The sequence below is a fragment of the Sphingopyxis sp. genome (assembly GCF_025869345.1).
Taxonomy (GTDB): Bacteria; Pseudomonadota; Alphaproteobacteria; order Sphingomonadales; family Sphingomonadaceae; genus Sphingopyxis.
This window is the reverse complement of the sequence record NZ_JAOZVW010000154.1, coordinates 1-23,322: the sequence shown is the minus strand read 5'-3', so window position 1 is coordinate 23,322 and position 23,322 is coordinate 1. Positions and strand designations below refer to the sequence as shown.

20 protein-coding genes and 1 tRNA gene are annotated in these 23,322 nt (G+C 67.8%); 6 read left to right on the top strand and 15 right to left on the bottom strand.

From position 1 onward, the window contains the following. Positions 1 to 247 precede the first annotated feature (247 nt). From OJI97_RS17545 to OJI97_RS17535, 3 genes are read left to right on the top strand one after another with little or no spacing between them, the layout of a single operon-like run. Positions 248 to 1,780 carry an acyl-CoA synthetase gene (locus OJI97_RS17545; RefSeq protein WP_297665634.1) on the top strand — a complete coding sequence of 511 codons (1,533 nt, stop codon included), beginning with the start codon at positions 248 to 250 and terminating at the stop codon, positions 1,778 to 1,780. Then, on the top strand, positions 1,777 to 2,394 hold the full coding sequence (locus OJI97_RS17540; protein WP_297665632.1) for a 2-hydroxychromene-2-carboxylate isomerase: 618 nt from the start codon (positions 1,777 to 1,779) through the stop codon (positions 2,392 to 2,394). The genes OJI97_RS17545 and OJI97_RS17540 overlap by 4 nt, the downstream gene beginning before the upstream one ends. Then, on the top strand, positions 2,391 to 3,194 hold the full coding sequence (locus OJI97_RS17535) for a crotonase/enoyl-CoA hydratase family protein (RefSeq protein ID WP_297665630.1): 804 nt from the start codon (positions 2,391 to 2,393) through the stop codon (positions 3,192 to 3,194). Before OJI97_RS17540 ends, OJI97_RS17535 begins: the two co-directional genes overlap by 4 nt. Here the strand turns inward: OJI97_RS17535 and OJI97_RS17530 are convergent. Genes OJI97_RS17530 through OJI97_RS17505 form a run of 6 tightly spaced genes read right to left on the bottom strand, consistent with a single transcriptional unit; the run spans position 3,191 to position 6,938 of the window. Continuing rightward, complete coding sequence (locus OJI97_RS17530) at positions 3,191 to 3,886, bottom strand: ATP12 family chaperone protein (protein WP_297665628.1); 696 nt, start codon at positions 3,884 to 3,886, stop codon at positions 3,191 to 3,193. The genes OJI97_RS17535 and OJI97_RS17530 overlap by 4 nt on opposite strands. Then, the gene (locus OJI97_RS17525) at positions 3,883 to 4,119 is read right to left on the bottom strand and encodes a hypothetical protein (RefSeq protein WP_297665626.1); all 237 of its coding nucleotides are present in this window, start codon (positions 4,117 to 4,119) and stop codon (positions 3,883 to 3,885) included. Before OJI97_RS17525 ends, OJI97_RS17530 begins: the two co-directional genes overlap by 4 nt. Beyond that, complete coding sequence (locus OJI97_RS17520) at positions 4,116 to 4,736, bottom strand: FMN-binding negative transcriptional regulator (RefSeq protein ID WP_297665624.1); 621 nt, start codon at positions 4,734 to 4,736, stop codon at positions 4,116 to 4,118. The genes OJI97_RS17525 and OJI97_RS17520 overlap by 4 nt, the downstream gene beginning before the upstream one ends. Continuing rightward, positions 4,736 to 5,938, bottom strand: a complete 1,203-nt coding sequence (locus OJI97_RS17515; protein WP_297665622.1) for an RluA family pseudouridine synthase — start codon at positions 5,936 to 5,938, stop codon at positions 4,736 to 4,738. Before OJI97_RS17515 ends, OJI97_RS17520 begins: the two co-directional genes overlap by 1 nt. After that, entirely contained in the window at positions 5,935 to 6,312 is a 378-nt protein-coding gene (gene crcB / locus OJI97_RS17510; protein WP_297665620.1) for a fluoride efflux transporter CrcB, read from the bottom strand. Before crcB ends, OJI97_RS17515 begins: the two co-directional genes overlap by 4 nt. Before the next feature lie 47 nt (positions 6,313 to 6,359). Continuing rightward, a complete protein-coding gene (locus OJI97_RS17505; protein ID WP_297665618.1) occupies positions 6,360 to 6,938 on the bottom strand; it encodes a thermonuclease family protein in 579 nt (192 codons plus the stop codon). Positions 6,939 to 7,172: 234 nt separating this feature from the next. On the opposite strand from OJI97_RS17505, the gene OJI97_RS17500 reads away from it, so the two are divergent. Both OJI97_RS17500 and OJI97_RS17495 read left to right on the top strand, forming a co-directional pair. After that, complete coding sequence (locus OJI97_RS17500) at positions 7,173 to 8,195, top strand: MarR family transcriptional regulator (RefSeq protein ID WP_297665616.1); 1,023 nt, start codon at positions 7,173 to 7,175, stop codon at positions 8,193 to 8,195. Between the two features lie 64 nt (positions 8,196 to 8,259). Beyond that, positions 8,260 to 8,335 (top strand) — tRNA-Val (locus tag OJI97_RS17495). Positions 8,336 to 8,345: 10 nt separating this feature from the next. On the opposite strand, the gene OJI97_RS17490 is transcribed toward OJI97_RS17495, so the two are convergent. The 9 genes from OJI97_RS17490 to OJI97_RS17450 form a co-directional block, all read right to left on the bottom strand. Further along, entirely contained in the window at positions 8,346 to 8,615 is a 270-nt protein-coding gene (locus OJI97_RS17490) for a hypothetical protein (protein WP_297665614.1), read from the bottom strand. A 254-nt stretch (positions 8,616 to 8,869) separates the two neighbouring features. After that, positions 8,870 to 11,542: an aconitate hydratase AcnA gene (gene acnA / locus OJI97_RS17485; protein WP_297665613.1), complete on the bottom strand. Its 2,673-nt coding sequence runs from the start codon at positions 11,540 to 11,542 to the stop codon at positions 8,870 to 8,872. A gap of 156 nt (positions 11,543 to 11,698) precedes the next feature. Then, positions 11,699 to 12,880 carry a GGDEF domain-containing protein gene (locus OJI97_RS17480; RefSeq protein WP_297665612.1) on the bottom strand — a complete coding sequence of 394 codons (1,182 nt, stop codon included), beginning with the start codon at positions 12,878 to 12,880 and terminating at the stop codon, positions 11,699 to 11,701. A gap of 105 nt (positions 12,881 to 12,985) precedes the next feature. Further along, entirely contained in the window at positions 12,986 to 13,996 is a 1,011-nt protein-coding gene (locus tag OJI97_RS17475) for a LacI family DNA-binding transcriptional regulator (protein ID WP_297665610.1), read from the bottom strand. Between the two features lie 52 nt (positions 13,997 to 14,048). Continuing rightward, positions 14,049 to 15,044 (bottom strand): DUF2891 domain-containing protein, encoded by a 996-nt coding sequence (locus OJI97_RS17470; protein WP_297665608.1) that lies wholly within the window; start codon positions 15,042 to 15,044, stop codon positions 14,049 to 14,051. Positions 15,045 to 15,142: 98 nt separating this feature from the next. Further along, entirely contained in the window at positions 15,143 to 16,081 is a 939-nt protein-coding gene (locus OJI97_RS17465) for a DUF979 domain-containing protein (protein ID WP_297665607.1), read from the bottom strand. Then, complete coding sequence (locus tag OJI97_RS17460; RefSeq protein ID WP_297665604.1) at positions 16,078 to 16,749, bottom strand: DUF969 domain-containing protein; 672 nt, start codon at positions 16,747 to 16,749, stop codon at positions 16,078 to 16,080. The genes OJI97_RS17465 and OJI97_RS17460 overlap by 4 nt, the downstream gene beginning before the upstream one ends. 298 nt (positions 16,750 to 17,047) lie before the next feature. Further along, the gene (locus OJI97_RS17455) at positions 17,048 to 20,734 is read right to left on the bottom strand and encodes a hydantoinase B/oxoprolinase family protein (protein WP_297665603.1); all 3,687 of its coding nucleotides are present in this window, start codon (positions 20,732 to 20,734) and stop codon (positions 17,048 to 17,050) included. Continuing rightward, complete coding sequence (locus OJI97_RS17450) at positions 20,724 to 22,319, bottom strand: CHASE domain-containing protein (protein ID WP_297665602.1); 1,596 nt, start codon at positions 22,317 to 22,319, stop codon at positions 20,724 to 20,726. Before OJI97_RS17450 ends, OJI97_RS17455 begins: the two co-directional genes overlap by 11 nt. A 174-nt stretch (positions 22,320 to 22,493) precedes the next feature. Here OJI97_RS17450 and OJI97_RS17445 point away from each other — a divergent pair, with 174 nt between their 5' ends. Continuing rightward, positions 22,494 to 23,144 (top strand): glutathione S-transferase family protein, encoded by a 651-nt coding sequence (locus OJI97_RS17445; RefSeq protein ID WP_297665601.1) that lies wholly within the window; start codon positions 22,494 to 22,496, stop codon positions 23,142 to 23,144. Positions 23,145 to 23,322 lie beyond the last annotated feature (178 nt).

Genomic DNA, 23,322 nt, shown 5'->3' with positions numbered 1-23,322 from the left:
CTTTGCGCCTTTGCGTGAAACCAGAAAAATCTCACGCAAAGGCGCAAAGGCGCGAAGAAGGAAAGAACTGGGTTCCCGCTTGCGCGGGAATGACGAAGGGTGGGGTGGGGACGCCCCGATCTTGCGGCGTGATTTGACGCTTCTTGTTCCCGCGCTGCGCCGCCCGTGACGCTCGCTTGACCGAAAGTTTCAGTTTGCTACGGGTCTTGGACATAACATACCAACGAGCCCTTGGAGAGATCGCCCGATGCACCCCTCAGTCCACGCCGCCGCCCATCCCGACAAGCCCGCGGTCATCGTCGCCGAAACCGGCGAGGCGATCAGCTATGCCGAACTCGATGCGGCCTCGAATCGCGCCGCGCAGCTCTTTCGCGCGCATGGGCTCGGGCATGAGGATGTCGTTGCCTTCATGCTCGACAACACGCCGCATTATTACGGCCTCACTTGGGGCGCGCAGCGTGCGGGGCTGCGTTATGTCTGCATCTCGTCGCGACTGACGCAGGACGAGACCGACTATATCCTCGACAATTCGGGCGCGAAGATGCTCGTCGTCTCGGCGAGTCTCGCGGCGGCGGCGCAGCAGCTCACGACGAAGATCGAGCGCTATGCGATGGGCGGCGACATAGCGGGCTGGCCGAAGATCGAGGACGAGCTGGCGACGATGCCGGTCGAGCGCATCGCCGATGAGCGCGCCGGGGTCGACATGCTCTATTCGTCGGGGACGACCGGCCGGCCGAAGGGCGTCAAGGTTCCGCTGCCCGAGGAGCCGGCGATCGATGCGACGAACAGCCTCGTCATGCTCGCTCATGCCGCCTTCGGGATCGGCGCCGACAGCGTCTATCTGTCGCCCGCGCCGCTCTATCACGCCGCGCCGCTGCGCTGGTCGATGACGGTCCACCGCCTCGGCGGCACCGTTATCCTGATGAAGAAATTCGACCCCGAAGGCGCGCTCGCGGCGATCCAGCATTATCGCTGCAATGCCGCTCAGTTCGTGCCGACGCATTTCGTGCGGATGCTCAAGCTGCCCGACGAAATCCGCGCGCAATATGACGTGACCTCGATGAAGAGCGCGATCCATGCCGCGGCGCCGTGCCCGGTTCCGGTCAAACAGGCGATGATCGACTGGTGGGGTCCGGTGCTGCTCGAATATTATGCGGGGTCGGAGGGCAACGGCATGACCTTCGCCACCAGCCAGGACTGGCTCGCGCACAAGGGCACCGTCGGCCGTGCGCTCAACGGCGTCGTCCATATCGTCGGCGAGGATAACGAGACCGAGGTGCCGGTCGGCGAGGAGGGTGCGGTCTTCTTCGAAAGCGACAGCCTGTTCGAATATCATGACGATCCCGAAAAGACGGCCTCCAGCCGCAATTCGAAGGGCTGGTCCACCCTCGGCGACGTCGGCAAGCTCGACGAAGACGGCTTCCTCTATCTCACCGACCGCAAAAGCTTCATGATCATCTCGGGCGGGGTGAACATCTATCCGCAGGAGATCGAGAATCATCTCGTCACCCATCCGAAGGTCGCCGACGTCGCGATCGTCGGCGGCCCGCACGAGGAGATGGGCGAGGAGGTGATCGCGGTCGTCCAGCCCGCCGACATGGCTGACGCGACCGACGCCTTCCGCGACGAACTCATGGCCTATGCGCGCGAGAAATTGTCGGGGGTGAAGATCCCGCGGCGGATCGACTTCATGGAAGCGCTGCCGCGCCACGACACGGGCAAACTCTACAAAAGGCTGCTGCGCGACCAATATTGGGAGAAGGCGAAGACGGGGGCATGACCGCGCGCGTCGAATTTTTCTTCGACCTGTCGAGCCCGTGGACTTGCCTGGCCTTCCACAATCTGCCCGGTGTGCTCGAACGCACCGGGGCGAGCGCGACCTGGCGCCCGATCCTCGTCGGCGGCGTCTTCAACGCGGTCAACCCGGCCGTCTATGCCGCGCGTGAGCAGACCGACAATCGGCGGATGGATCATAGCTGGAAGGTGCTGAAGGACTGGGCGCGGCTCGCCGGCGTGCCGATGAACTTTCCGTCGAGGTGGCACCCGGCGAAGAGCATCCACGCGATGCGCTTCTGCTGCGCGATCGAGGAGGATCAGGACGCGCTCGCCCGCTTTGCCGGGGCGGCGTTCGCCAGCTATTTCGACCGGCAGGAAAATCTCGACGATCCGGGCGTTCTCGAAGCGGTCGCGAAGGGCGTGGGGCTCGACGGCGCCGCGATCCGCGCCGCCTCGACCAGCGACGCGGTCAAGACGCGGCTGCGCGCCAATACCGAAGAGGTGATCGCGCGCGGCGGCTATGGCTCGCCGACGATCTTCGTCGAGGACACCGACATGTATTTCGGCAACGACCAGCTCCCGCTCGTCGAGGCCGCGCTCAAAAGGACAGCAGAATGAAGGACCGTATCTCGATCACCATGCTGGAGGACGGCATCGCCGACGTCCGGCTGATCCGTGCCGACAAGATGAACGCGCTCGACACCGCAATGTGGTCGGCGCTTGCCGAGGCGATCGACGAATTGAAGGCCAAACCGGGCCTGCGCGTCGTCGTCCTGTCGGGCGAGGGCCGCGCCTTTTGCGCCGGGCTCGACCTTACGAGCCTCAGCGCCGAGCGTGATCCGGGCGCGAGCAGCGCGGGCGGAACGCTGGCCGATCGCACGAGGGGCATCGTCAACAACGCGCAATATGCGGCGTGGGGCTGGCGCGAATTGCCGGTGCCGGTGATCGCGGCGGTGCACGGCGTCGCCTTTGGCGCGGGCAGCCAGATCATGGCCGCCGCCGACATCCGCATCGTCCACCCCGACACGCGCCTCGCGATCATGGAGATGCGCTGGGGCCTCGTCCCCGACGTCGCGGGGATGGCGCTATGGCGGACCCAGGTCGCCGACGATGTGCTGCGCGAGATGATCTATACCAACCGCGAATTTATGGGGTCGGAGGCGAAACTGCTCGGCTTTGCGACACATGTTTCGGACGATCCGCTCGCGAAGGCGATGGAGCTTGCGCGCGTGATCGCGAACAAGAACCCGCACGCGATCCGCGGTGCCAAGCGGCTGTGCAATATGCTCGCCGACGCCAGCGACGCCGAGATATTGCAGGCCGAAAGCGACGAACAGGTCAAGGTCATCCGCACCCCCAACCAGATGGAGGCGGTGATGGCGCATATGGAAAAGAGGAAACCGAACTTCGCGGACTAATCGCCCAGCAGGCTCAGAAACCGCGCCGCATGGTGCCAGTCGGCCTCGCGCCGCGCGCGCGCTTTCTGCGCTTCGCTGTCGGCACCCCAGCGGCGTTCCTGATACAGCTCGTCGAGGCTGACCGCGTCCCACAGCGCCTCGGCGGTAAAGGCCTTCTCGGCAAGGGCGAGCCCGGCGACGAGCGATCCGCCGATCGTCACCAGCGGCGTCAGCGCGGCGAGGCGGAACGGGTCGTGCGCGAGGAGGGCCGCGCGGAGCGCCGCGATCGTCGCAGGCGGCTGATCGACCGGCAGCACGCCTTGGGTCAGCACGAACTCGACGCCGTGGCGCGCTTCGGCCCAGGCGAGCAGCGGATTCCACGCCGCCGCCTGCTCGGTTTGCAATGCCGGGTCGCGGTCGTCGCGGTAGCAGAAGAGGTCGCTCTCTGCATAGGCGGCGATCGGCTCGGCAAAGGCAGCAGGGTCGGGGCTGGCGAGGTCGATCGCGGCGTTGGCGAGGCCGGTCAGCGGCATCGACGCGGGGTCGATATCCTCGCCCTGCGCGTCCCATTCGGCGGCGATCGCCTCGGCCAGCGCCTTGCTCGCCACCGCCAGCGGCGCCCGCTCGGGCGTGCGCACCGGGCGCCCGTCGAGCGCGATGCCCCAGCCGCCACCCTTGGCGACGACATCCGCCTGTTTCCAGAAGCGTTTCATAATTCTTTCGGCGACCGCCAGCGGCGCGCGAGAATGCGCGGCATCACCGCGAAATCGAACACGCCCGCCAGCACGACCGCGACGCCGATCCAGCGGTCGGCGGGCTGCCCCGCGACCGCCCAGACGCCGCGGATCAGCAGGAAGCCGGCGATGATGAAGAGCGCCCCCATCAGGCGCATCGCGGACAGCGCGAAGAAACGCTTTCTGGCAAGGGCGTCGCCCGGCTGGTTCATGCGCTTTTCCCTTCCTCGCCAAGCTGGCGCATCAGATGCGCGAGCGCGCCGTGCCCGCTCGCCTCGATCCCCGCGGCGACGCGCTCGCGTTCGCCCGGCGCCTTGTCCTGCGACAGCTTGAGCGTCGAGCGCCACGCGGTGATCCGCAGCTCGAAGCCGGTGATCGCCCCGGTCATCTGACTGAAGCGCGCGGGGGTCATCTTGGCCCGCGTCCACGGCGGATCGATGCCGACGCGCGCTTCGTGCTCGGCCGACAGCGTGTCGAGCTGTGCAATCAGTTCGGCATCGTCGAGCTTGCGAACCGGACCTTCCATCTCGATCGCGATATAATTCCACGTCGGAACCTGATCGGCGGCGGCATACCAGTTCGCGCTGACATAGGCGTCGGGTCCCTGCACCACGGCCAGTGCGGTTGCCCCGTCCAGATGTTTCGTCAGCCCGTTGCCGCGCGACAGATGGAATTGCAGCGTCGCCGCATCCGCGCTCAGCACCACCGGCGCGTGCGCGACGCGCGGGCCGTCGGGCGTGTCCGCGAAAATCCCGGCAAAGGCGATCTCGCGCACGAACAGTGCGGCCAGGTCGTCGTGCTGCGAACGGAATTTGGGATTGGGATGCATCAACGCGCCTTGGGCGGGCGCGGCCCCTTGGGAGGCGGGCGCTTCGCTGCGGGACGCTTGGCGGCGGGCTTGCCGGTCCCGGCCTTCGCTTTTGGCTTGGGCTTGCCGACATGATCGGTCGGCTTGCTGGTCGCCGTGCGTCCGCGCCGTTCGCCGCGCCGCGCCTTGCGGATTTGCTTGCTGTGCGCCTTGGCGGCCGCCTTTGCCGCAGTTTTCGGCGGCGGGCCCTTGGGGGCGTCGTCGAGTCCGGCCTCGCCGAGCAGCGGGTCGAAGCCGAGCGCGTCGAGGCTGGCGGCGAAATGCTCGGGAACCGGCGCGGTGATGTCGATCGCGCCGCCGTCGGGGTGGTCGATGCGCAGGCGGCGGCTGTGCAGGTGCAGCTTGCGGCTGATCGCCCCGGTCAGGAAGGCGCCCTTGCCGCCATATTTGCCGTCGCCGACGATCGGATGGCCGATCGCCGCCATATGGACGCGAAGCTGATGGGTGCGGCCGGTCAGCGGCTGCAATTCGACCCAGGCGGCGCTGTTTCCGGCGCGCTCGACGATGCGGTAGCGCGTCTTCGACGGCAGGCCCTTGTCGTCGACGTGCATCTTCTCGCCGCCCGATCCGGGCTGCTTGGCGAGCGGCAGGTCGATCTCGCCCTGCGCGATGTCGGGGACACCGACGACGAGCGCCCAATAGGTCTTGCGCGCGCTGCGATTCGAAAAGCTCTTGGCGAAATAGGCGGCGGCGCGCGGGGTGCGCGCGATCAGCAGCGCGCCCGACGTGTCCTTGTCGAGTCGGTGGACGAGCTTCGGCCGCACCGGCCCGTCATATTTCAGCGCGTCGAGCAGTCCGTCGACATGGTGTTCGGTCTTGGTGCCGCCCTGCGTGGCGAGGCCGGGCAGTTTGTTCAGCACCAGCGCGCCCGCATCGCGGTGGATCACCATCGATTCGGCAAGTTCGACATCGGCGTCGGTCAGCGGCCGACCCTTGCGCGCGGGACGCGCGGCGGTCTCGACCGGCGGCGTCGGCATGACGAGCTTTTGCCCCGTTTCGATGCGGTCCGACACGTCGGCCTTCCGGCCGTCCAGCGTCAACTGGCCCGACCGCGCCCAGCGGGCGAGCAGCGCGTGCGGCGTTCCCGGCCGGTGGCGCTTGAACCAGCGGTCGAGGCGGATGCCGTCGTCTTCCTCGGCGATGATGGCATTGTCGATACTCATGCGGGCAGTTGCCGCATCGCGAGCATTCCGGCGCCGCACGCCGCGATGCCGACCAGCACCGAGGCGAGGACATAGGCCAGCGCCTGCGCCGTCTGCCCGCGTTCGAACAGGACCCAGAATTCGAGGCTGAACGACGAAAAGGTCGTGAAACCGCCGAGAATCCCGACGCCGAGGAACAGCCGCGTCGTGTCGCTGCCGCCGCTACGCGCGAGCCAGCCGATGAGCAGGCCCATCAGCAGGCTGCCGGCGATGTTGATCGACAGCGTCCACCAGGGAAAGCCGGGGCCGAGCCGCGCGAGCATGACCTGGCCGGCCAGATGCCGCGCCCCGGCGCCGATCGCGCCGCCGACCATGACTGGGAAAAGTCCGTTCATGCGCCCGCCCTAGCCGCAAAAGCGCGCCGCGAAAAGCGCGCGCATATCTATGGGTCGGGCGGCGCCATAGCGCCCGCGGGCCGCGCGTGCGCCGCACGCCAGTCGGCGGGCAGGTCGAAGCGGCCTTGCCAGATGCCGCGCCGCTTCGCTTCCGCCTGGGCGGCCTCGATCGCATAGGCGTCGCCGGTCGCGACAGCCCAGCCCTGCCGCACCATTTCGGCGCCGAGATCGACCCCATCGGGGTCGGGCTGCGTCCGGCATGATGCCAGGGTGCGGCCATAGCGGTCCTTTGCCGCATAGTCGCAATGAAGCGGGCCGCGCCCGGCGAGCCGTTCGAGCGCGCTGCGGGCGTCGTGGCCGCACGGCCAGCGGCTGCCGTCGGCGCGGGCGCAGTCCTGCCGATATTCGACCGCGTCGATCCCGGTCAGGCGGATCGTCAGCGCGCCGCTGCCCTCCTGCCGCACGCTCAGGCTGTCGCCATCGATGACGCGCACCAGCGGGGCGACGGTCGCGGCGGGCGGCTGGCTGGTCCAGACGGCGACCGCGAGACCCGCGAGCAGAAGCAGCGCGGCGAGCGAACGCAGGCGGCGGCGCCAGCGCATGCGGGTGACGATCGACAGCGGCATGCGTCGCCGCCTGATCCGAGGCGACGCGCTTGGCAAGCGTAAATAAGGGATTGACGAAAAGAACAAACAGGGTCCAAATTGGACCAATCCCGACCATCCGCTTCCCTGCCGTCCCTTGGACAGGATTCCGCTAGGTCCGAATTGGCGGCAAATGGGAACGAACAAAAGGTGAATATGGCCGGAATGACGACATAAGGACACCGGGGCGGAGTGAAGAAAAGAGGGGGATGCGGCATGGAACAGGCAATTCAGATTCGGCCCGGATCGGCGGATTTTCCGCCATCGGCATTCGGGGCCGGCGCCGATGCGGAACCGATACCGGGCGCGGCCTCGTCGCTGGTGCTGGTGGGATCGCGGATGCGCGCCGATGAACTCGCGGCGATGGATCGCGTGCACGTCTCGCGCATCGATGCCGCCGAGGCGGCCGATCGCCTGCGCGCGAGGCCGATCACCGACATTCTCTGGCTCGCATCGAAGGAGGCCATCGAGCCCGAAACCTTCATCGCCCTTTGCGGCGTCGCCGTCGCCAAATCCTGCCGCCTGGTATGCGAGACGCCCCTTGACGCGCTTGACCGGTTGATGGCGGCGGCGCCCGGTGCGCTTCGCGTCGAATGGCTGGTCGATGGCGACGCCACCGATCGCTGCGTCGCGCTGGCCGCCGCGCGGCGCGAATGGCACCGTGCGATGCACGAAGTGACGCGCGACCCGGCGATGGAGCGGATCGACCAGTTGCAGGAAGAGGTGGCGCGCATCTCGCGCCTGCTCGTCGAGCTTGCGGGGCAGTCGCGCGGCGGCCTTCCCGGTACGCCGGCACCCTATGCGCCTGCGAACGAGGGTTTCGGCGACTATACGGGACAGGTTCGCGCGCCGGTGCGCGATTTCGCCGCGATGCCGCGCAGCTTCGTTCCCGAGGAGCGCACGATCGATCGTCAGCGCGCGAAAGCGGTGCGGCGGATGCTGCGCCAGCGGCGGATGCGCGAGCAGTATTTTCCCGCCGACCTTTTCGCCGATCCGGCGTGGGACATGCTGCTCGACCTCTATGCGGCGCGGCTGGAGCGGCAGCCGGTGTCGGTGTCGAGCCTGTGCATCGCCGCCGCGGTCCCCGCGACGACCGCGCTGCGCTGGATCAAGACGATGACCGATGCGGGCCTGTTCCTGCGCGAGGCCGATCCGCTCGACGGGCGCCGCATCTTCATCGCGCTCTCCGAAGGCGCCGCCGACGCGATGACGCGCTATTGCGAGGCGCTGGAGGAATAGGCGGCGCTTGCCAGCGCGAGCGGCTTATGGCAGGGGCGCCTTCCCGCTCGTGGGCATATCGAGGGGGCGCTTAGCTCAGTTGGTAGAGCATCTCGTTTACACCGAGAGGGTCGGCGGTTCGAGCCCGTCAGCGCCCACCATCTTTCCGGCCTAGCCGGCGATATTCGTCTCTCGTTTACGCCGGGCGCTCCACAGGGTGACGAGTCCGACGGCGACCCAGACGACATTGAGCGCGGCATTGGGCAGCGCACCGTGATAGCCCGAATTGACGATGAAGCCGGCGGCGCCGAGGACGTTCATCCCCTGATAGACGCGGCCGCGCGCTTCGAGCTTGCCGAAAGACAGCAGGGCATAGGCGGCGAGAATCAATATGGCCGCCGCCCAGCCTATGACCTCGACCGCGATCTTCAGCGCATCCATGGCTTCCCCCTCGTTCCCGGCGCTCAACGTATCGAGCGCCCTGAATTATCGATAAGGGGCCGGCCTTGGCAAGGCGAAGGCGAGGAGGGGTAAACCCATGCTGAAGCAAGGGCGTCCTTGATTGAAAAGCCGTGTACTCCCGCGAAGGCGGGAGCCTATCTCCGGTGGGCGCAAGATGGAACCGACCGGAGATGGGTCCCCGCCTTTGCGGGGACCCACCGGTGTTTCATGCAGAGTCGATTGCGTTCCGGCAATCAGGCGGCGAGCTTGCGCAGCACGTAGTGCAGGATGCCGCCGTTCATATAATATTCGACTTCGTTCGCCGTATCGATGCGACAGAGCGTGTCGAAGCTGAAGGTCGAGCCGTCCGGGCGGGTGACCTCGACCGTCACCGTCTGGCGCGGCTTGATGTCGGCGACGCCCCGTATCGTGAAGCTGTCGTCGCCGGTCAGGCCCAGCGTCTCGCGAGTCTGGCCTTCGAGGAATTGCAGCGGCAGCACGCCCATGCCAACGAGGTTCGAGCGGTGGATGCGCTCGAAGCTTTCGACGATCACCGCGCGGACGCCGAGCAGGTTGGTGCCCTTCGCCGCCCAGTCGCGCGACGAGCCGGTGCCATATTCCTTGCCCGCGACGACCACCAGCGGCGTGCCGTCGGCCTTGTGGCGCATCGCGGCGTCGTAGATCGGCATGACCTCCTGCCCATAGCGCGACATGCCGCCCTCGATGCCGGGGACCATCTCGTTCTTGATGCGGATATTGGCGAAGGTGCCGCGCATCATCACTTCGTGGTGGCCGCGGCGCGAGCCGTAGCTGTTGAAGTCGGCCTTCGCGACCTGATGCTCCATCAGCCATTTTCCGGCCGGGCTGTCCGCCTTGATGCTGCCCGCGGGGCTGATGTGGTCGGTCGTGATGCTGTCGCCGAGGATCGCGAGCGGCTTGGCGCCGACGATGTCCGACACCGGCGCCGGGGTCATCTCCATCCCCTCGAAATAGGGCGGGTTGGCGACATAGGTCGAACCTGCGCGCCACTGATAGGTATCCGAACCCTCGACCTCGATCTTCTGCCAATGCTGGTCGCCGGTGTAGACGTGGGCATAGCGCGCCTCGAACATGTCGCGGCTCACCGCGCCGGCGACGACGGTCGCGACCTCTTCGTTGGTCGGCCAAATGTCCTTGAGGAACACGTCGCTGCCGTCCTCGGCCTGACCGATCGGGGTGGTGGTGAAATCCTCGATCACCGTGCCTTTCAGCGCATAGGCGACGACGAGCGGCGGCGAGGCGAGGAAGTTGGCGCGCACGTCGGGCGAGACGCGGCCCTCGAAATTGCGGTTGCCCGAAATGACGGCGGCGGCGACGAGGCCGTTCTCGTTGATCGCCTTGCTGATCGGCTCGGCGAGCGGCCCCGAATTGCCGATGCAGGTCGTGCAGCCATAACCGACGAGGTTGAAGCCGATGTTGTCGAGATGCGCCTGCAGCCCGGCCTTTTCCAGATAATCGGTGACGACCTGCGACCCCGGCGCGAGCGAGGTCTTGACCCACGGCTTGGGCTTCAGGCCATAGGCGTCGGCTTTCTTGGCGACGAGTCCGGCGGCGACGAGCACGCCGGGGTTCGAAGTGTTGGTGCAGCTCGTGATCGCGGCGATGGTGACGTCGCCGTCGCCGATGTCGAAATCCTTGCCCTCGACCGGCACGCGCGTCCCCGCCCGCTTATAGGTGTTCGCCATGTCGGCGTTGAACACATCGTCGACTTGCGGCAGCGAGACGCGGTCCTGCGGGCGCTTCGGCCCGGCGAGCGAGGGGACGACGGTCGAGAGATCAAGCTCGAGCGTGTCGGTGAACACCGGGTCGGCGGCGCCGTCGACGATCCACAGGCCCTGCGCCTTGGCATAAGCCTCGACCAGCGCGATATTTTCTTCCGAGCGGCCGGTCAGGCGCATGTAATCGATCGTCTTGTCGTCGACGCCGAAGAAGCCGCAGGTCGCGCCATATTCGGGCGCCATATTGGCGAGCGTCGCGCGGTCGGCGAGCGACAGCGAGGCGAGGCCGGGGCCGAAATATTCGACGAAGCGGCCGACGACGCCCTTGGCGCGCAGCATCTCGGTCGCGGTGAGGACGAGGTCGGTCGCGGTGACGCCTTCCTTGAGGCGGCCGGTGAATTTGAAGCCGACGACCTCGGGGATCAGCATCGACACGGGCTGGCCGAGCATCGCGGCCTCGGCCTCGATCCCGCCGACGCCCCAGCCGAGCACGCCGAGGCCGTTGATCATCGTCGTGTGGCTGTCGGTGCCGACACAGGTGTCGGGATAGGCGACGGTTTCCCCGTCCGCGCCCTCGCTCGACCACACCGCCTGTGCGATATGTTCGAGGTTGACCTGGTGGCAGATGCCGGTGCCCGGGGGCACCGCCTTGAAGTTCGACAGGCTCTTCGATCCCCATTTCAGGAAGTCGTAGCGTTCGCCGTTGCGATAATATTCGATCTCGACATTCTGCTCGAACGCCTTCGGCGTGCCGAATTCGTCGACCATCACCGAGTGGTCGATGACGAGGTGGACGGGGACGAGCGGGTTGATCCGGGTGGTGTCGCCGCCGAGGGTGGCGATCGCATCGCGCATCGCGGCGAGGTCGACGACGCACGGCACGCCGGTGAAATCCTGAAGCAGGACGCGCGCCGGGCGATACTGGATTTCGCGGTTCGAATGCGGGTCCTTCTGCCAGTCGACCAGCGCCTGCACGTCATCGGTCGAGACGGTGAAGCCGCCATCCTCGAAGCGCAGGAGGTTTTCGAGCAGCACCTTCATCGAGAAGGGCAGGCGCGACACGTCGCCGAGCTTTGCCGCGGCCTTGTCGAGCGAATAATAAGCGTAAGTCTTGCCGCCGACGCTCAGCGTCGAACGGGTGCCCAGCGTGTCGTTGCCCGTGGTCGTCATAGGATTAGCAGTCCCCATGTTGGCGCGGCGGGGAATGACGGCCCGATGGCGGAGCGGGAGAGCGAGGCCAGCGAGAGTCGCACGCGCAGGTTTATGTTGGCGCCGCCTTACGCCCAGGCCAAGGAAATGCAAGGGGGGGGGAGACAGTCGATCCCGCTAGACGCTGGTTGCGACGGGGAGCACCGGCGCGGGAGCGAAAGCGCGGACGCGGTTGCGGCCAGCGCGCTTCGCTTCATAGAGCGCCTGGTCGGCATCGCGCAGCAGGCGCGACAGGCCGTCGCCCGGGGCGCCTGCGACGAGGCCGATGCTGGCGGTCGGGCAGAGCGTTGCGGGAATGCGGTCGGCGCAGGCGGCTTGAAGCCCCGTGCGGATCGCCTCGGCAAGTTGCCGCGCGCTCTCGACCCCGGCTCCCGGAAGGAGGAGAGCGAACTCCTCGCCGCCGATGCGCCCCGCGATCGTCCCCGTGGGAGCAATCGCGCGGACATGCGCGCCGAAGGCGGCGATGATCGCGTCGCCGACCGCGTGGCCGTGGGTGTCGTTGATGCTCTTGAAGCGGTCGAGGTCGGCGATCAGCAAGCTGACGGGGCGTGCCTCGTCGGCGCAGCGGCGTAGCATCGCCGCGGCTTTCGCTTCGAACCCGCGACGGTTGAACAGGCCTGAGAGCGGGTCGCCATCGGCTTCCGCGCGAAGTTCGGCGAGCATGTCGATTGCGACCGCGACCATCAGGCTGATCGCCGCGAGGATCGATACCATCGCCTGGCTGAACTGCACCGTCGTCCAGTAAAGCGACTGCTGAAAGCCGACATAATCGTCGAAGCCGCCGCTGAAGGTCAGGATAACGATCGGGCGGATGATGAGGTTTGCGGCCGAAAGCGCCGCGACCCAAAACAGAAGGCGGTCGATCAGGTGCCGCCGCTCGATCGGCCACAGCGCGCGGACGACCATCAGCGCGATGACGCCCGCGCCGAGGCTGATCGTATAGATGCGCGCGGGGATGCTCGGCTGCGCGAGCAGGAACCAGTTGAAAACCGCGGTCGACAGCGCCGCGACGATCGCCATGGCGCGCCAGGGAATCGGCAGACCATAGCGCCCGACGATCGCGGCGGCGAACAGCATTCCGGTGGCGAGGAAGCCAATGTTCGCGGGAAGCCGTTGCAGTTCCATCGGCAGCGCGGGCACGACGTCCTGGAACAGGAAGGCGATGGCGGTGGCAAGATAGGCACCCGCGGCATAGGCGACATAGCGCTCGCGCCGCTGCAGCCACATCAGGAAGAAAGCCGCCGCGAACGCCAGCCCGATCGCCGGATTGAGGAGCGAAATGAAAAGCTGTCCGGTCAATACGTCCTGCCCCAGGTCTCCGCGCGACCCTAGGCGGGGCATGGATAACAAGTAGTTACGACAAGCTCGCGTCCGCCGACAGTGTGTAACGGTTAGGCGGAAAGGTCAGGCGGTGCCGCGAACCGCGAGCCGCACCGGGATGCGGGTGCCGCTGCGGGTGAAGTCGTCATCCTCGAGCGCCATCGCGACGAGCGCTTCGCCCGCCGCGTCGAGGTCGGGCTCGATCGTGGTGAGCGCGGGGTCCGCCATATTGCCGGCGCGGATGCCGTCGAAGCCGATCAGCGCAATATCCTGCGGCACGCGGCGGCCGGCTTCCTTGAGGCCTTGAAGCACGCCGAGCGCGAGCATGTCGCTCGCCGCGAAGATCGCGTCGATGTCGGGGTGCGCGGCGAGCAGCGCGTGCGCGGCGGCGACGCCCTGCGCGTGACGGTCGGCGGCGGCGGGCGGCTCGACGATCGCGGGGGTCATGCCGTGCGCGGCGAGAGCTGCGACGAAACCGTCGCGACGCTCGTCGAACTGGCGCTGCGGCGAGCGTTGCGGCCCGATGAAGGCGAGGCGTTTGCGGCCGCTGGCGACGAGATGCCCGGCGGCGAGGCGGCCGCCGACCTCATTGTCGCTGCGCATCCAGTGGAACGGATCGCCGGGGCTGCCCCAGCAGACGAAGCCAAGGCCGGTGGCCTGTGCCTCGGCGAAATAATCCCACGCGGCGCGGTTGCTGGTGGTGCCGATGACGATCATCGCGTCGGCGAGGCCCGAGGCGACGAAATCGGCGCGGAAATTGGCTTCGCTTTCCTGAAAGGAGACGAGCAGGTTGAACCCGCGCGCCGAGGTCGCGGCGGCGATGCTGCCGAGCAATGCGAAATAGAAGGGGTTGATCGCGCTCCTGTCCTCGCCGGGGCGGCAGACGGTGACGAGCGCGAGCGTTTCGCTGCTCTTGAGCCGCAGCGACGAGGCGTGGCGATCGACGACATAGCCGAGTTCGCGCGCGGCGGCGGAAACGCGCGCGCGGGTTTCGGCGTTGACGCCGGGGCTGTTCCGGAGCGCGCGCGAGACGGTCGATTGCGACACGCCAGCGCGTTCGGCGACGTCGAACGATGTCGGGCGCAGCGTTTTCATGTGCAGTCCGTCTCCCCTATTGCGCCGTCTGTCGCCGCGCGGGTGAAGCTTGTCAATCGGCGAGGCCGTCGAGTGCCAGCAGCGCGAAGCTGGCGAGCCAGTGTTCGCCCATATAGTCGCCGGTGACGTGCGGGAGGGCGGCTACAAGGTGGCGCTCCGCCGCGGCTGTGGCGACGGGGGCGACCGGATGCGTCGGGCCGAGCGCGGATGCGATGGCGCGCCAGCACCAGGCGCGGCTGAGGCTGAGGCCGTCGAGATGGGCGATCTTGCCGTCGCTGCGGTCGGAGACGGTGGCGGGGGTGAAGAGGGTCGCGGGCTGTTCCTGCGCGGCGCGGGGCAGGAAAGCGTCGAACCATGCGGCGAAGCCGTCGCCGAGAACGACGGCCATCAGATGCGCCTCGGTGAGGGCGGAGGAGAGAAATTCGTCGCCGCCGGGCTCCCACGCCTGACAGTCGCGGTCGCCGGCGAACCAGTCGCGGGCGCGGGCGTCGATCAGGGTGACGAGCGCGGGGTCGCGCGGTTCGGCCCAGTGGCGCGCGAGCAGGAGCGCGAAGGCGATGTTGAAATGGGTGCCGACGCGCAAGGGATAGGTGAGCTTGGGCAGGAAGACATGGAAGCGTGCGGCGAAGGCGGCGGCGAGCGGTTCGAGCGCGGCGGCCCAGGGGGCGTCGTGGCGTTCGGCTTCGGCATGGAGCGCGAGCAGCCAAGCCCAGCCGTAGGGGCGCTCGAAGCCCGCCGACATGGGACGCGAGAGGAAGGCGAGTTCGCCCGCGACCTTTTCGGGGACGAGCATTGCGTCGGCGCGGGCGCGGATCTCGGTGGCGACGGGAAGATCGGGAAAGCGGCGCGCGAGGCGGAGGACCTGCCACCAGCCGTGGACACAGCTATGCCAGTCGAAGCTGCCGTGGAAGATCGGGTGATGCGCGCGCGGCGGCTTCGCATCCTCGGGGCCGTTGAGGACGAGATCCATCTTGTAGGGATATTCGCGGCCGAGGTGCGACAGGGTCGCGGTCGCGAAGCGGGTGGCGTGGTCGGGTGTGAGGTGCATTGAAATCCTGTCGTCGTCATTGCGAGCGGAGCGAAGCAATCCAGGGCGGTTTACGCCTGCTCTGGATTGCCGCGTCGCTTCGCTCCTCGCAATGACGATTAAAAGGCGAGCAGCCAGATAAACATGATGTTCGCGGCGAGCAGCGGCACCGCGGTGCCGATCTGTGCCTTGATCACGCCATAGGGGCTTTTGAGTTCGAGCAAGGCCGCGGGGACGAGGTTGAAGTTCGCCGCCATCGGAGTCATCAGCGTGCCGCAGAAGCCCGCGAGCATGCCGATCGCCGCGACCACCGCGGGATCGCCATGATATTGCTTGATCAGCAAGGGCAGGCCGACCGCGGCCATCATCACCGGGAAAGCGGCGAAGGCATTGCCCATCACCATGGTGAAGAAGGCCATGCCGAGCCCGAAGGCGAGCACCGCGCCGAACAGACTGCCTTGCGGGATCGCGCCGCCGATCAGGGTGCCGACGACCTCGCCGACCCCGGCGAGCGCGAAGACCGCGCCGAGGCTGGCGAGCATCTGCGGCAGGATCGCCGCCCAGCCGACCGCGTCGAGCAGGCGGCGTCCCTGCTGCGCGGGAAGCAGGAGCGGGGGCTTGAAGCGCGCCATGCCGACGCCAAGCGCGATCAGCACGCCGATCGCGAGCGAGATCAGGGTCGCCTGCTTGGGGTCGGCGAGGCCCGGCACATATTTGAAAAGAAAGGTGCCCGCGAGCGCGACCGCGGGGATGATCAGCGCGACGAGGAGCAGGAAATTGCCGTGGCGCGCGGCGCGTTCGGCCTGCACCTCGGCGGATACGTCGCCGCCGGGGGCGCGGCCGATCTGGCCGGTGCCCGCGATCGCGACGAGTGCGAGGACGAGCAGGCCGTTCTGGAAATCGGTCAGATAATCGCCGCCGAGCATCGAGAGCGCGAGGAGGCCCCAGAAGGCGGCGTTGCCGAAGCGTTTCGGGTTGGTGCGGTCGTAGAGGCCGAGCAGCGCGAAGAGCGCGAAGGTCCAGCCCGCGAGAATATAGACGAAGTCGAGCGTGATCATGCGCCCGCCTCCCGTCCCTGCATCCGCTTTTCGAGGCGGCGGAGGCGGACGCCGTGGATCAGGAAGGCGGTGATCGCGGTGGGGATCGCCCAGAGCGAGAGGTGCAGCGGCTCGATGCTGTAGCCATAGGTTTCGAGCAGGCCCTTCATCAGCAGGATCGAGCCGATGGCGAGGAAGATATCTTCGCCGAAGAAGAGTCCGACATTGTCGGTCGCAGCGGCGAAGGCCTTGACCTCCTCGCGCTGGTCGTCGGTGAGGGCGTCGTTCTTTGCCTCCGCCGCCGCTTCGGCCATCGGTGCGACGAGCGGGCGCACGGTCTGCGGGTGCCCCGCGACCGACGTGAGGCCAATCGCCGCCATCACTTGGCGCAGCAGCAGATAGGAGGCGAGCAGGCGGCCGAGCGTCGCGCCCTTCATGCGATCGATCAGGCTGCGCGCGTGCTGTTGCAGCCCATAGGCTTCGAGCAGGCCGATGACGGGAAGGACGATCCAGACGATCGAGACATAGCGCGTGTCGTTGAACGCCTTGCCGAAAGCGGCGACGATCGCGGTGACGTCGAGCCCCGCGGCGAGCCCGGTCGCGAGGGCGGAGGCCATGATGACGAGCAGCGGATTGAAGCGGAGCACGAAGCCCGCGATGATGATGACGATGCCGATCAGGACGAGCATCGGGTGCGCCTCCCGTTTTGGCTTGAAAAGGGTTCACGCGGAGACGCGGAGGCGCGGAGAAGGAAGAAAAGAGAGGAGGGAAAATTCGCGCAGAGGCGCAAAGAGCGCAGAGAAAGCGATCTTGAATATCGTGTGTTCCCCCGCGAAGGCGGGGGTCCATCTCCGGCGGACGCGAAATGGAACCGGCGGGAGATGGGTTCCCGCCTTCGCGGGAACACACGGCTTTTATCCTCTGCGCTCTTTGCGCCTCTGTGCGAATCCAATTCTCCGCGCCTCCCCGTCTCCGCGTGAACTTTATTCATTCCGGTGCCCCCGCTTCGCCATAGCCGCCGCCGCCCGGGGTTTCGATCACGAAGGCGTCGCCGGCGCCGAGGGTGGTGCTGCCCGTTGCGGCGAGCATCTCGATACGGCCGTCGGCGCGTTCGACCCAGTTGCGGCCCGGTGCGCCGTCCTCGCCGCCCGCGAGACCGGCGGGGGGTATCTTGCGGCGGTTTGCGAGGATGTTCGCGGCCATCGGTTCGCGGAAGCGGATGCGGCGGGTGGCGCCGTCGCCGCCGTGCCAACGGCCGCGGCCGCCCGAACCGTGGCGGATCGAGAATTCCTCGACGATGACAGGGAAGCGCGTCTCCATCACCTCGGGATCGGTCATGCGGCTGTTGGTCATATGGGTCTGGATCACGGCGGTGCCGTCGAAGCCCGGCCCGGCGCCCGAGCCGCCCGCGATCGTCTCATAATATTGGCGCGTTTCGTCGCCGAAGGTGAAATTGTTCATCGTCCCCTGCGCCGGAGCCATGGCGCCGAAGGCCGCGAACAGCGCGTCGGTGATGACCTGGCTCGTCTCGACATTGCCCGCGACGACGGCGGCGGGATAGCTGGGGGACAGCATCGAATCCTGCGGCACGATCAGCGTGACGGGGGCAAGGCAGCCCTCGTTCATCGGGATCGGATCGTCGAGCATGGTCCTCAGCACATAGAGGACGGCGGCGCGGACGACGGGCATCGGCGCGTTGAAATTGTCGGGGAGGGTCGGCGACGAGCCGGTGAAGTCGATGGTGACGTGGCGCGCCTCGCGATCGACGCGGACGGCCACCGCGACCTCGGCGCCATTGTCCATCGCATAGCGGAACCGGCCGTCGCTCAAACGGGCGATAAGCTGACGGACGGCGGTTTCGGCCTGTGCCTGACCGTGCGCCATATAGGCGGCGACGGTGGCGGCGCCGTGCGCGGTGCTGAGCTCGGCGAGCGCGCTGGCGCCGCGCTGGCAGGCGGCGACCTGCGCCTTGAGGTCGGCGATGTTGAGCGCGGGGTTGCGGGCGGGCCATGCGCCGGCGGTCAGGTGCGCGTGGACCTCGGCATCGAGGAAATTTCCGTCGTCGACGATCAGGCGGTTGTCGAAGAGAATGCCTTCCTGATCGATGCTGGTGCTGCCCGGTGGCATCGAGCCGGGGGCGATGCCGCCGAGGTCGGCGTGATGGCCGCGCGCGGCGACGAAGAAGGCTGGTTCCGGGGCTTCGACGAAGACCGGCATGATGACGGTGATGTCGGGGAGGTGGGTGCCGCCGTCATAGGGGGCGTTGAGCGCATAGGCGTCGCCGCGCCGGATGCCGCGGCCGTCGTTGGTTCTTTGGCGGAGGATGGTGCGGACGCTTTCGCCCATCGAGCCGAGGTGCACCGGCATGTGCGGGGCGTTGGCGACGAGGCGGCCTTCGCCGTCGAAGATCGCGCAGGAGAAATCGAGCCGTTCGCGGATGTTGATCGACGAGGCGCTGTGCTGAAGCGCGCCGCCCATCTCCTCGGCGATCGCCATGAACAGGCTGTTGAAGATTTCGAGGCGGATGGGGTCGGGCTGCGTTTCCTCTCCCCTCCTCTTCAGAGGAGGGGCAGCGAGACTTGGTCCGGCGGAGCTGGGCCTAGTCGCAGCGGGGTGGTGCGAGCCGCCTTGCGCGCTGTCGCGCGCCACCACCCCCAACCCCTCCTCTGAAGAGGAGGGGCTTTTTGAGAGCCGCAGCGTTCCCTCGCGCTCGACCGTCGCGGTCCAGCCGGGTTCGATTACGGTGGTCGAGAGCGGATCGATGACGATCGCCGGTCCCGTGACGCTGCGGCCGGGGGCGAGGGTGCTGCGCTGGTGGAGGGGGACGTCGTGCTGCGCGCCGTCGAGCCAGGCGGTGGCGATTTCGGCAGCGCTCCCGGCTGTCGCGGCGGGAGGCGGCAGCGCCGGTGGAGCGTCGCCCGCTTCGGTCAGTTCGACGCGGATGCGGTCGATCACCAGATCGGCGTGCGGAGCGTAGCCGAAGCGCTGGCGGAAGGCGGCGGCGAAGGCCCGCGCGACCTCTTGCGGCGAGGCGAGCGGGAGTTCGATCGCATTGTCGCTGTCGGCGAGGCGAACGAAAAGCAGGGTTTCGCGGGTGGTTTGGGCGCCGGGTGCGAGGTCGGCGCGGGCCTGAGCAGAGAGGTCGGCTTCGGCGGCGGCGAGGGCGGTGGCGCAATCGTCGCCGAGCGGGAGCGCGAGGGTGCGCTCGCGGATCGCCGAGGGCCTCGCGAGGCCCATGCCATAGGCGGACAGCACCCCGGCGAGCGGGTGGAGCAATATCTCGTCGATGCCGAGCGCGTCGGCGACGAGGCAGACATGCTGGCCCGCGGCGCCGCCGAAACCGACGAGGCTGTAGCCCTGCGTCAGATCGTGGCCGCGCGCGATGGTGATGCGCTTGATCGCGTTCGCCATCTGCTGGACCGCGATTCCGAGCAGGCCCTCGGCGAGAGCTTCGGGGGTGATGGTGCCGATCTCGGCGGCCATGGCGGCGAATTTCTCCGCGACCACCGCGCGGTCGAGCGGCTGGTCGCCGTTCGGGCCGAAGAGTTTCGGGAAATGATCGGGCTGGATCTTGCCGAGCAGGACGTTGCAGTCGGTGACGGTCAGCGGCCCGCCGCGGCCATAGGCGGCGGGGCCGGGGTTGGCGCCCGCGCTTTCGGGGCCGACGGTGAGGCGCGCGCCGTCCCAGCGGCAGATCGAGCCGCCGCCCGCTGCCACCGTGTGGATGCGCAGCATCGGCGCGCGGATGCGGGTGCCCGCGACGATGGTTTCGTTGTCGCGCTCCAGTCGCCCGGCGTAATGGCTGACGTCGGTCGAGGTGCCGCCCATGTCGAAGCCGATCAGGCGGGTCTTGCCCAAAGGCGCGGCGCCGCCGACCATGCCGACGATGCCGCCCGCGGGCCCCGAGAGGATCGCGTCGCGCCCATGGAAGGCCGACGCGGCGGCGAGGCCGCCCGAGCTTTTCATGAACTGCGGGTCGGTGCCGCCCGCAAGCTGGGCGCAGAATTGATCGACATAGTGACGCAGGACGGGCGAGAGATAGGCGTCGGCGAGCGTCGTGTCGCCGCGGCCGATGAGCTTGATCAGCGCGCTGACGTCGTGGCTGGTCGAGATTTGCGCGAAGCCAAGCTCGCGGGCGATGGCGGCGAGGCGCTGTTCGTGGGCCGGATAGCGATAGCCGTGCATGAGGACGATCGCGATGCTGGAAAGGCCGCGGCCGCGCGCGGCTTGCAGCGACCGGCGCGCGGCATCTTCGTCGAGCGGAACGAGGATATCGCCTTCCGGGCTCACGCGCTCGGCGATTTCGGCGACCATCGCGTGCGGCGGCGGAATGCGATGCAGCGCGCGCGCGAAGAGGTCGGGGCGGTCCTGATAGCCGATCGTCAGCGCGTCGCCGAAGCCCCGCGTGATCGCGAGCAGGGTCGGCTCGCCCTTGCGTTCGAGGAGGGCGTTGGTCGCGACGGTCGATCCCATGCGGATCGCGAGCGGCGGCAGCGGGCCTTTGCCCGCGCCGGTCAGGTCGCGGATCGCGCCCACGGCGGCGTCGCCGGCGCGCGCGGGGTCTTCGGACAGATATTTGGCGGTGACGACGGTGCCGTCGGGGCGCCGGGCGACGACGTCGGTGAAGGTGCCGCCGCGATCGATCCAGATGTGCCAGCGCGCGTCAGGCGGCATCGTCGGGCCAGCGCAGCGTGATGGAAAGGCGGTGGCCGGCGGCGGTACGGGTCCAGCTTCCCTTGAGCTGGCGTTCGATCAGGGTGCGGATGAACCGGGTGCCGAAGCTTTCGCTTTCGACATGCGGGGTCTCGGCGAGCCCGGTTTCGACCCAGTTCAGTTCGATCATGCCGTCGTCCTGCCGCCAGTCGACCGCGAGGTCGCCGGTGCCCGACAGCGCGCCATATTTGACGCTGTTGGTCACGAATTCATGGACCGCCAGCGAGATCGCCTGCGCGCCGTCGTCGTCTAGCCGGACTTCGGGGCCGTCCAGCGCCGCGATCCGCTCGGCGGGCCAGCCCGCTACCTCGAGCTCGCGGCGTATGATGCGGCCGAGTTCGACGCTGCTCACCGCGCCGGTGACAATCATCTGCTTGGTTTCCGACAGCGCGCGCATCCGGCCGTCGAAGCGCGTCTCGAAATCTTCGAGGCTTGTCGATTCGCGCAGCGTGATCCGTGCGAGCGCGCTGATGCGGGCGAGGGCGTTCTTCATCCGGTGCGCCATCTCGCCGATCATCAGTTCGCGATCCTCGGCATGGCGCGCCTGCTGCTCGGCGAGCGCCTGCGCCGCACCGACGCGGCGCTGCTGGACGCGGTGGAGCTGGGTCGCGAGCAGCGCGAGCGCGAGCCCGAACAGGAAGATGCCGAAGGGGCGGCCGAGCCGTTCGAACTGGCGGCCGTAGGAGATGCGCATCGTCCAAACCCGATCGGCTACGCGTAGCTTTTCGGTGTGCGTGTCCCAGCCCATCGTTCCGTGGTGGAAGGCGAGCGGCGCCGAGGGGCCGTCGCCCGCATAGATCTCGACGCCGCGGATCGTGGCGAGCTGCGATCCGAGGACCGCGGTGAACAGGTCGGTGGTGCGGAAGGGGGCGTAGACGAAGGCTTCGATCGGCCGTTCGGTCGATCCCGCCACGGGCGGCGCCCCGGCGGCATAGATCGGAAGATAGACGAGGAAGCCGGACTGTTTTTGCGTCGCCCCGTTTTCCTGCTGTAGCCGCACAAGGCCGCTCGCGGCGGGCGCGCCGGTCTGCCAGGCGCGGCGCATCGCCTCGCGCCGGACCGGCTCGCTGTACATGTCATAGCCGAGCGCGTTCTTGCGGCGCGGATTATAGGGTTCGATGAGGACGATGGGAAAGCCGACCGGCTGGCTGGTCGCGGGCCATACCTTGATCTCGCGCCCGTAATTCTCGCGCAGCATCGCTTCGGCGGCCGCGGGGGTGCTTTGCCGGATCGCCACGGCGATGCCGATCCCTTCCATGCCGGGCGCGCGCTCCTCGGGCCGCAGCGCGGCGATATAGGCGCGGATGCTTGGCCCATGGGTGGCGGGTGCCGACTGATAGAGGGCGCGCACCCCCTGGAGCACCGCGACATGATCGCGCAGCCGCATGTTGACCTGCATCGCAACGCGATCGGCGAGGTCGGCATCCTCGGCCTGATTGTAAAGAAAGCTGGCGGCTGCGGCGACGAGCGTCGCGAGCAGGATGACGAGGCCGACGAAGCGGACGAGCAGCGCCACAAGCCGATCTGCCCAGGTCGAAGGGCGCATTTTTGCGAATCCTGCCTGATGGCTGCCGTGGCAGCGTTCCCCCTCCGGCGGCGACCTTATTCACGGAGCGAAGACGATGGCAAGATGATTTCGCGGCCATTCCGGCGATGGCGGCCGTTGCGCCGGGCCGGCTTTCGCTTATGCTCCGGCTGGAGCCGACAGAGAGGGAATTCGATGATCATCTATGGTTCGATCGTCTCGCCGTTCGTCCGCAAATTGCTGGGCTATCTCGGCGAGAAGGGGATCGAGTTCGAATTGCAGGGCGTGGGGATCGGCGACCCCGATCCGGGATTTCGCGCGGCGTCGCCGCTCGGCAAGATGCCCGCGATGGACGACGATGGCTTCCTCCTCGCCGATTCGAGCGCGATCATCCATTATCTGGAAGCCAGGCATCCCGAGCCGCCGTTGATCCCGGCCGACCCGCAGGAGCGCGGGCGCGTGATCTGGTGGGAGGAGTTCGGCGATACGGTGTTCGCGGCGTGCGGCGGCAAGATGTTCTTCAACCGCATCGTCTCGCCGAAATTCCTCGGCCGCGAGGGCGATCTCGCCGCCGCGGCAGAGGCCGAGACCGAAGAGTTGCCGAAACTGCTCGCCTATCTGGAGAGCGCGATTCCGGCCTCGGGCTATCTCGTCGGCGACCGGCTCACACTCGCCGACCTGGCGGCTGCCTCGCCGCTCGTGAATCTGCGGCATTGCGGGTCGTGCATCGACGCGGCGACGCATCCGCGGATCGCGGCGTGGAGCGAGGCGATCCTGTCGCGGCCGAGCCTGGCCCCGTGGATCGCGAAGGAAGAGCGGATGATGGCGAAGGTGCTGGCGGCCTGAGATTAGGGATTTGCGCCTATTCCTCATCGTCATCCCGGACTTGATCCGGGATCCATTCAATTGGCGCTGAGAGAATGGATCCCGGATCAAGTCCGGGATGACGAAGGGAGGGGGCGCATTGGACGAAGGGCGGGGCGCATAGCGGGGCTCACAATTTCGTCCTTCCCGCGACAGCGGG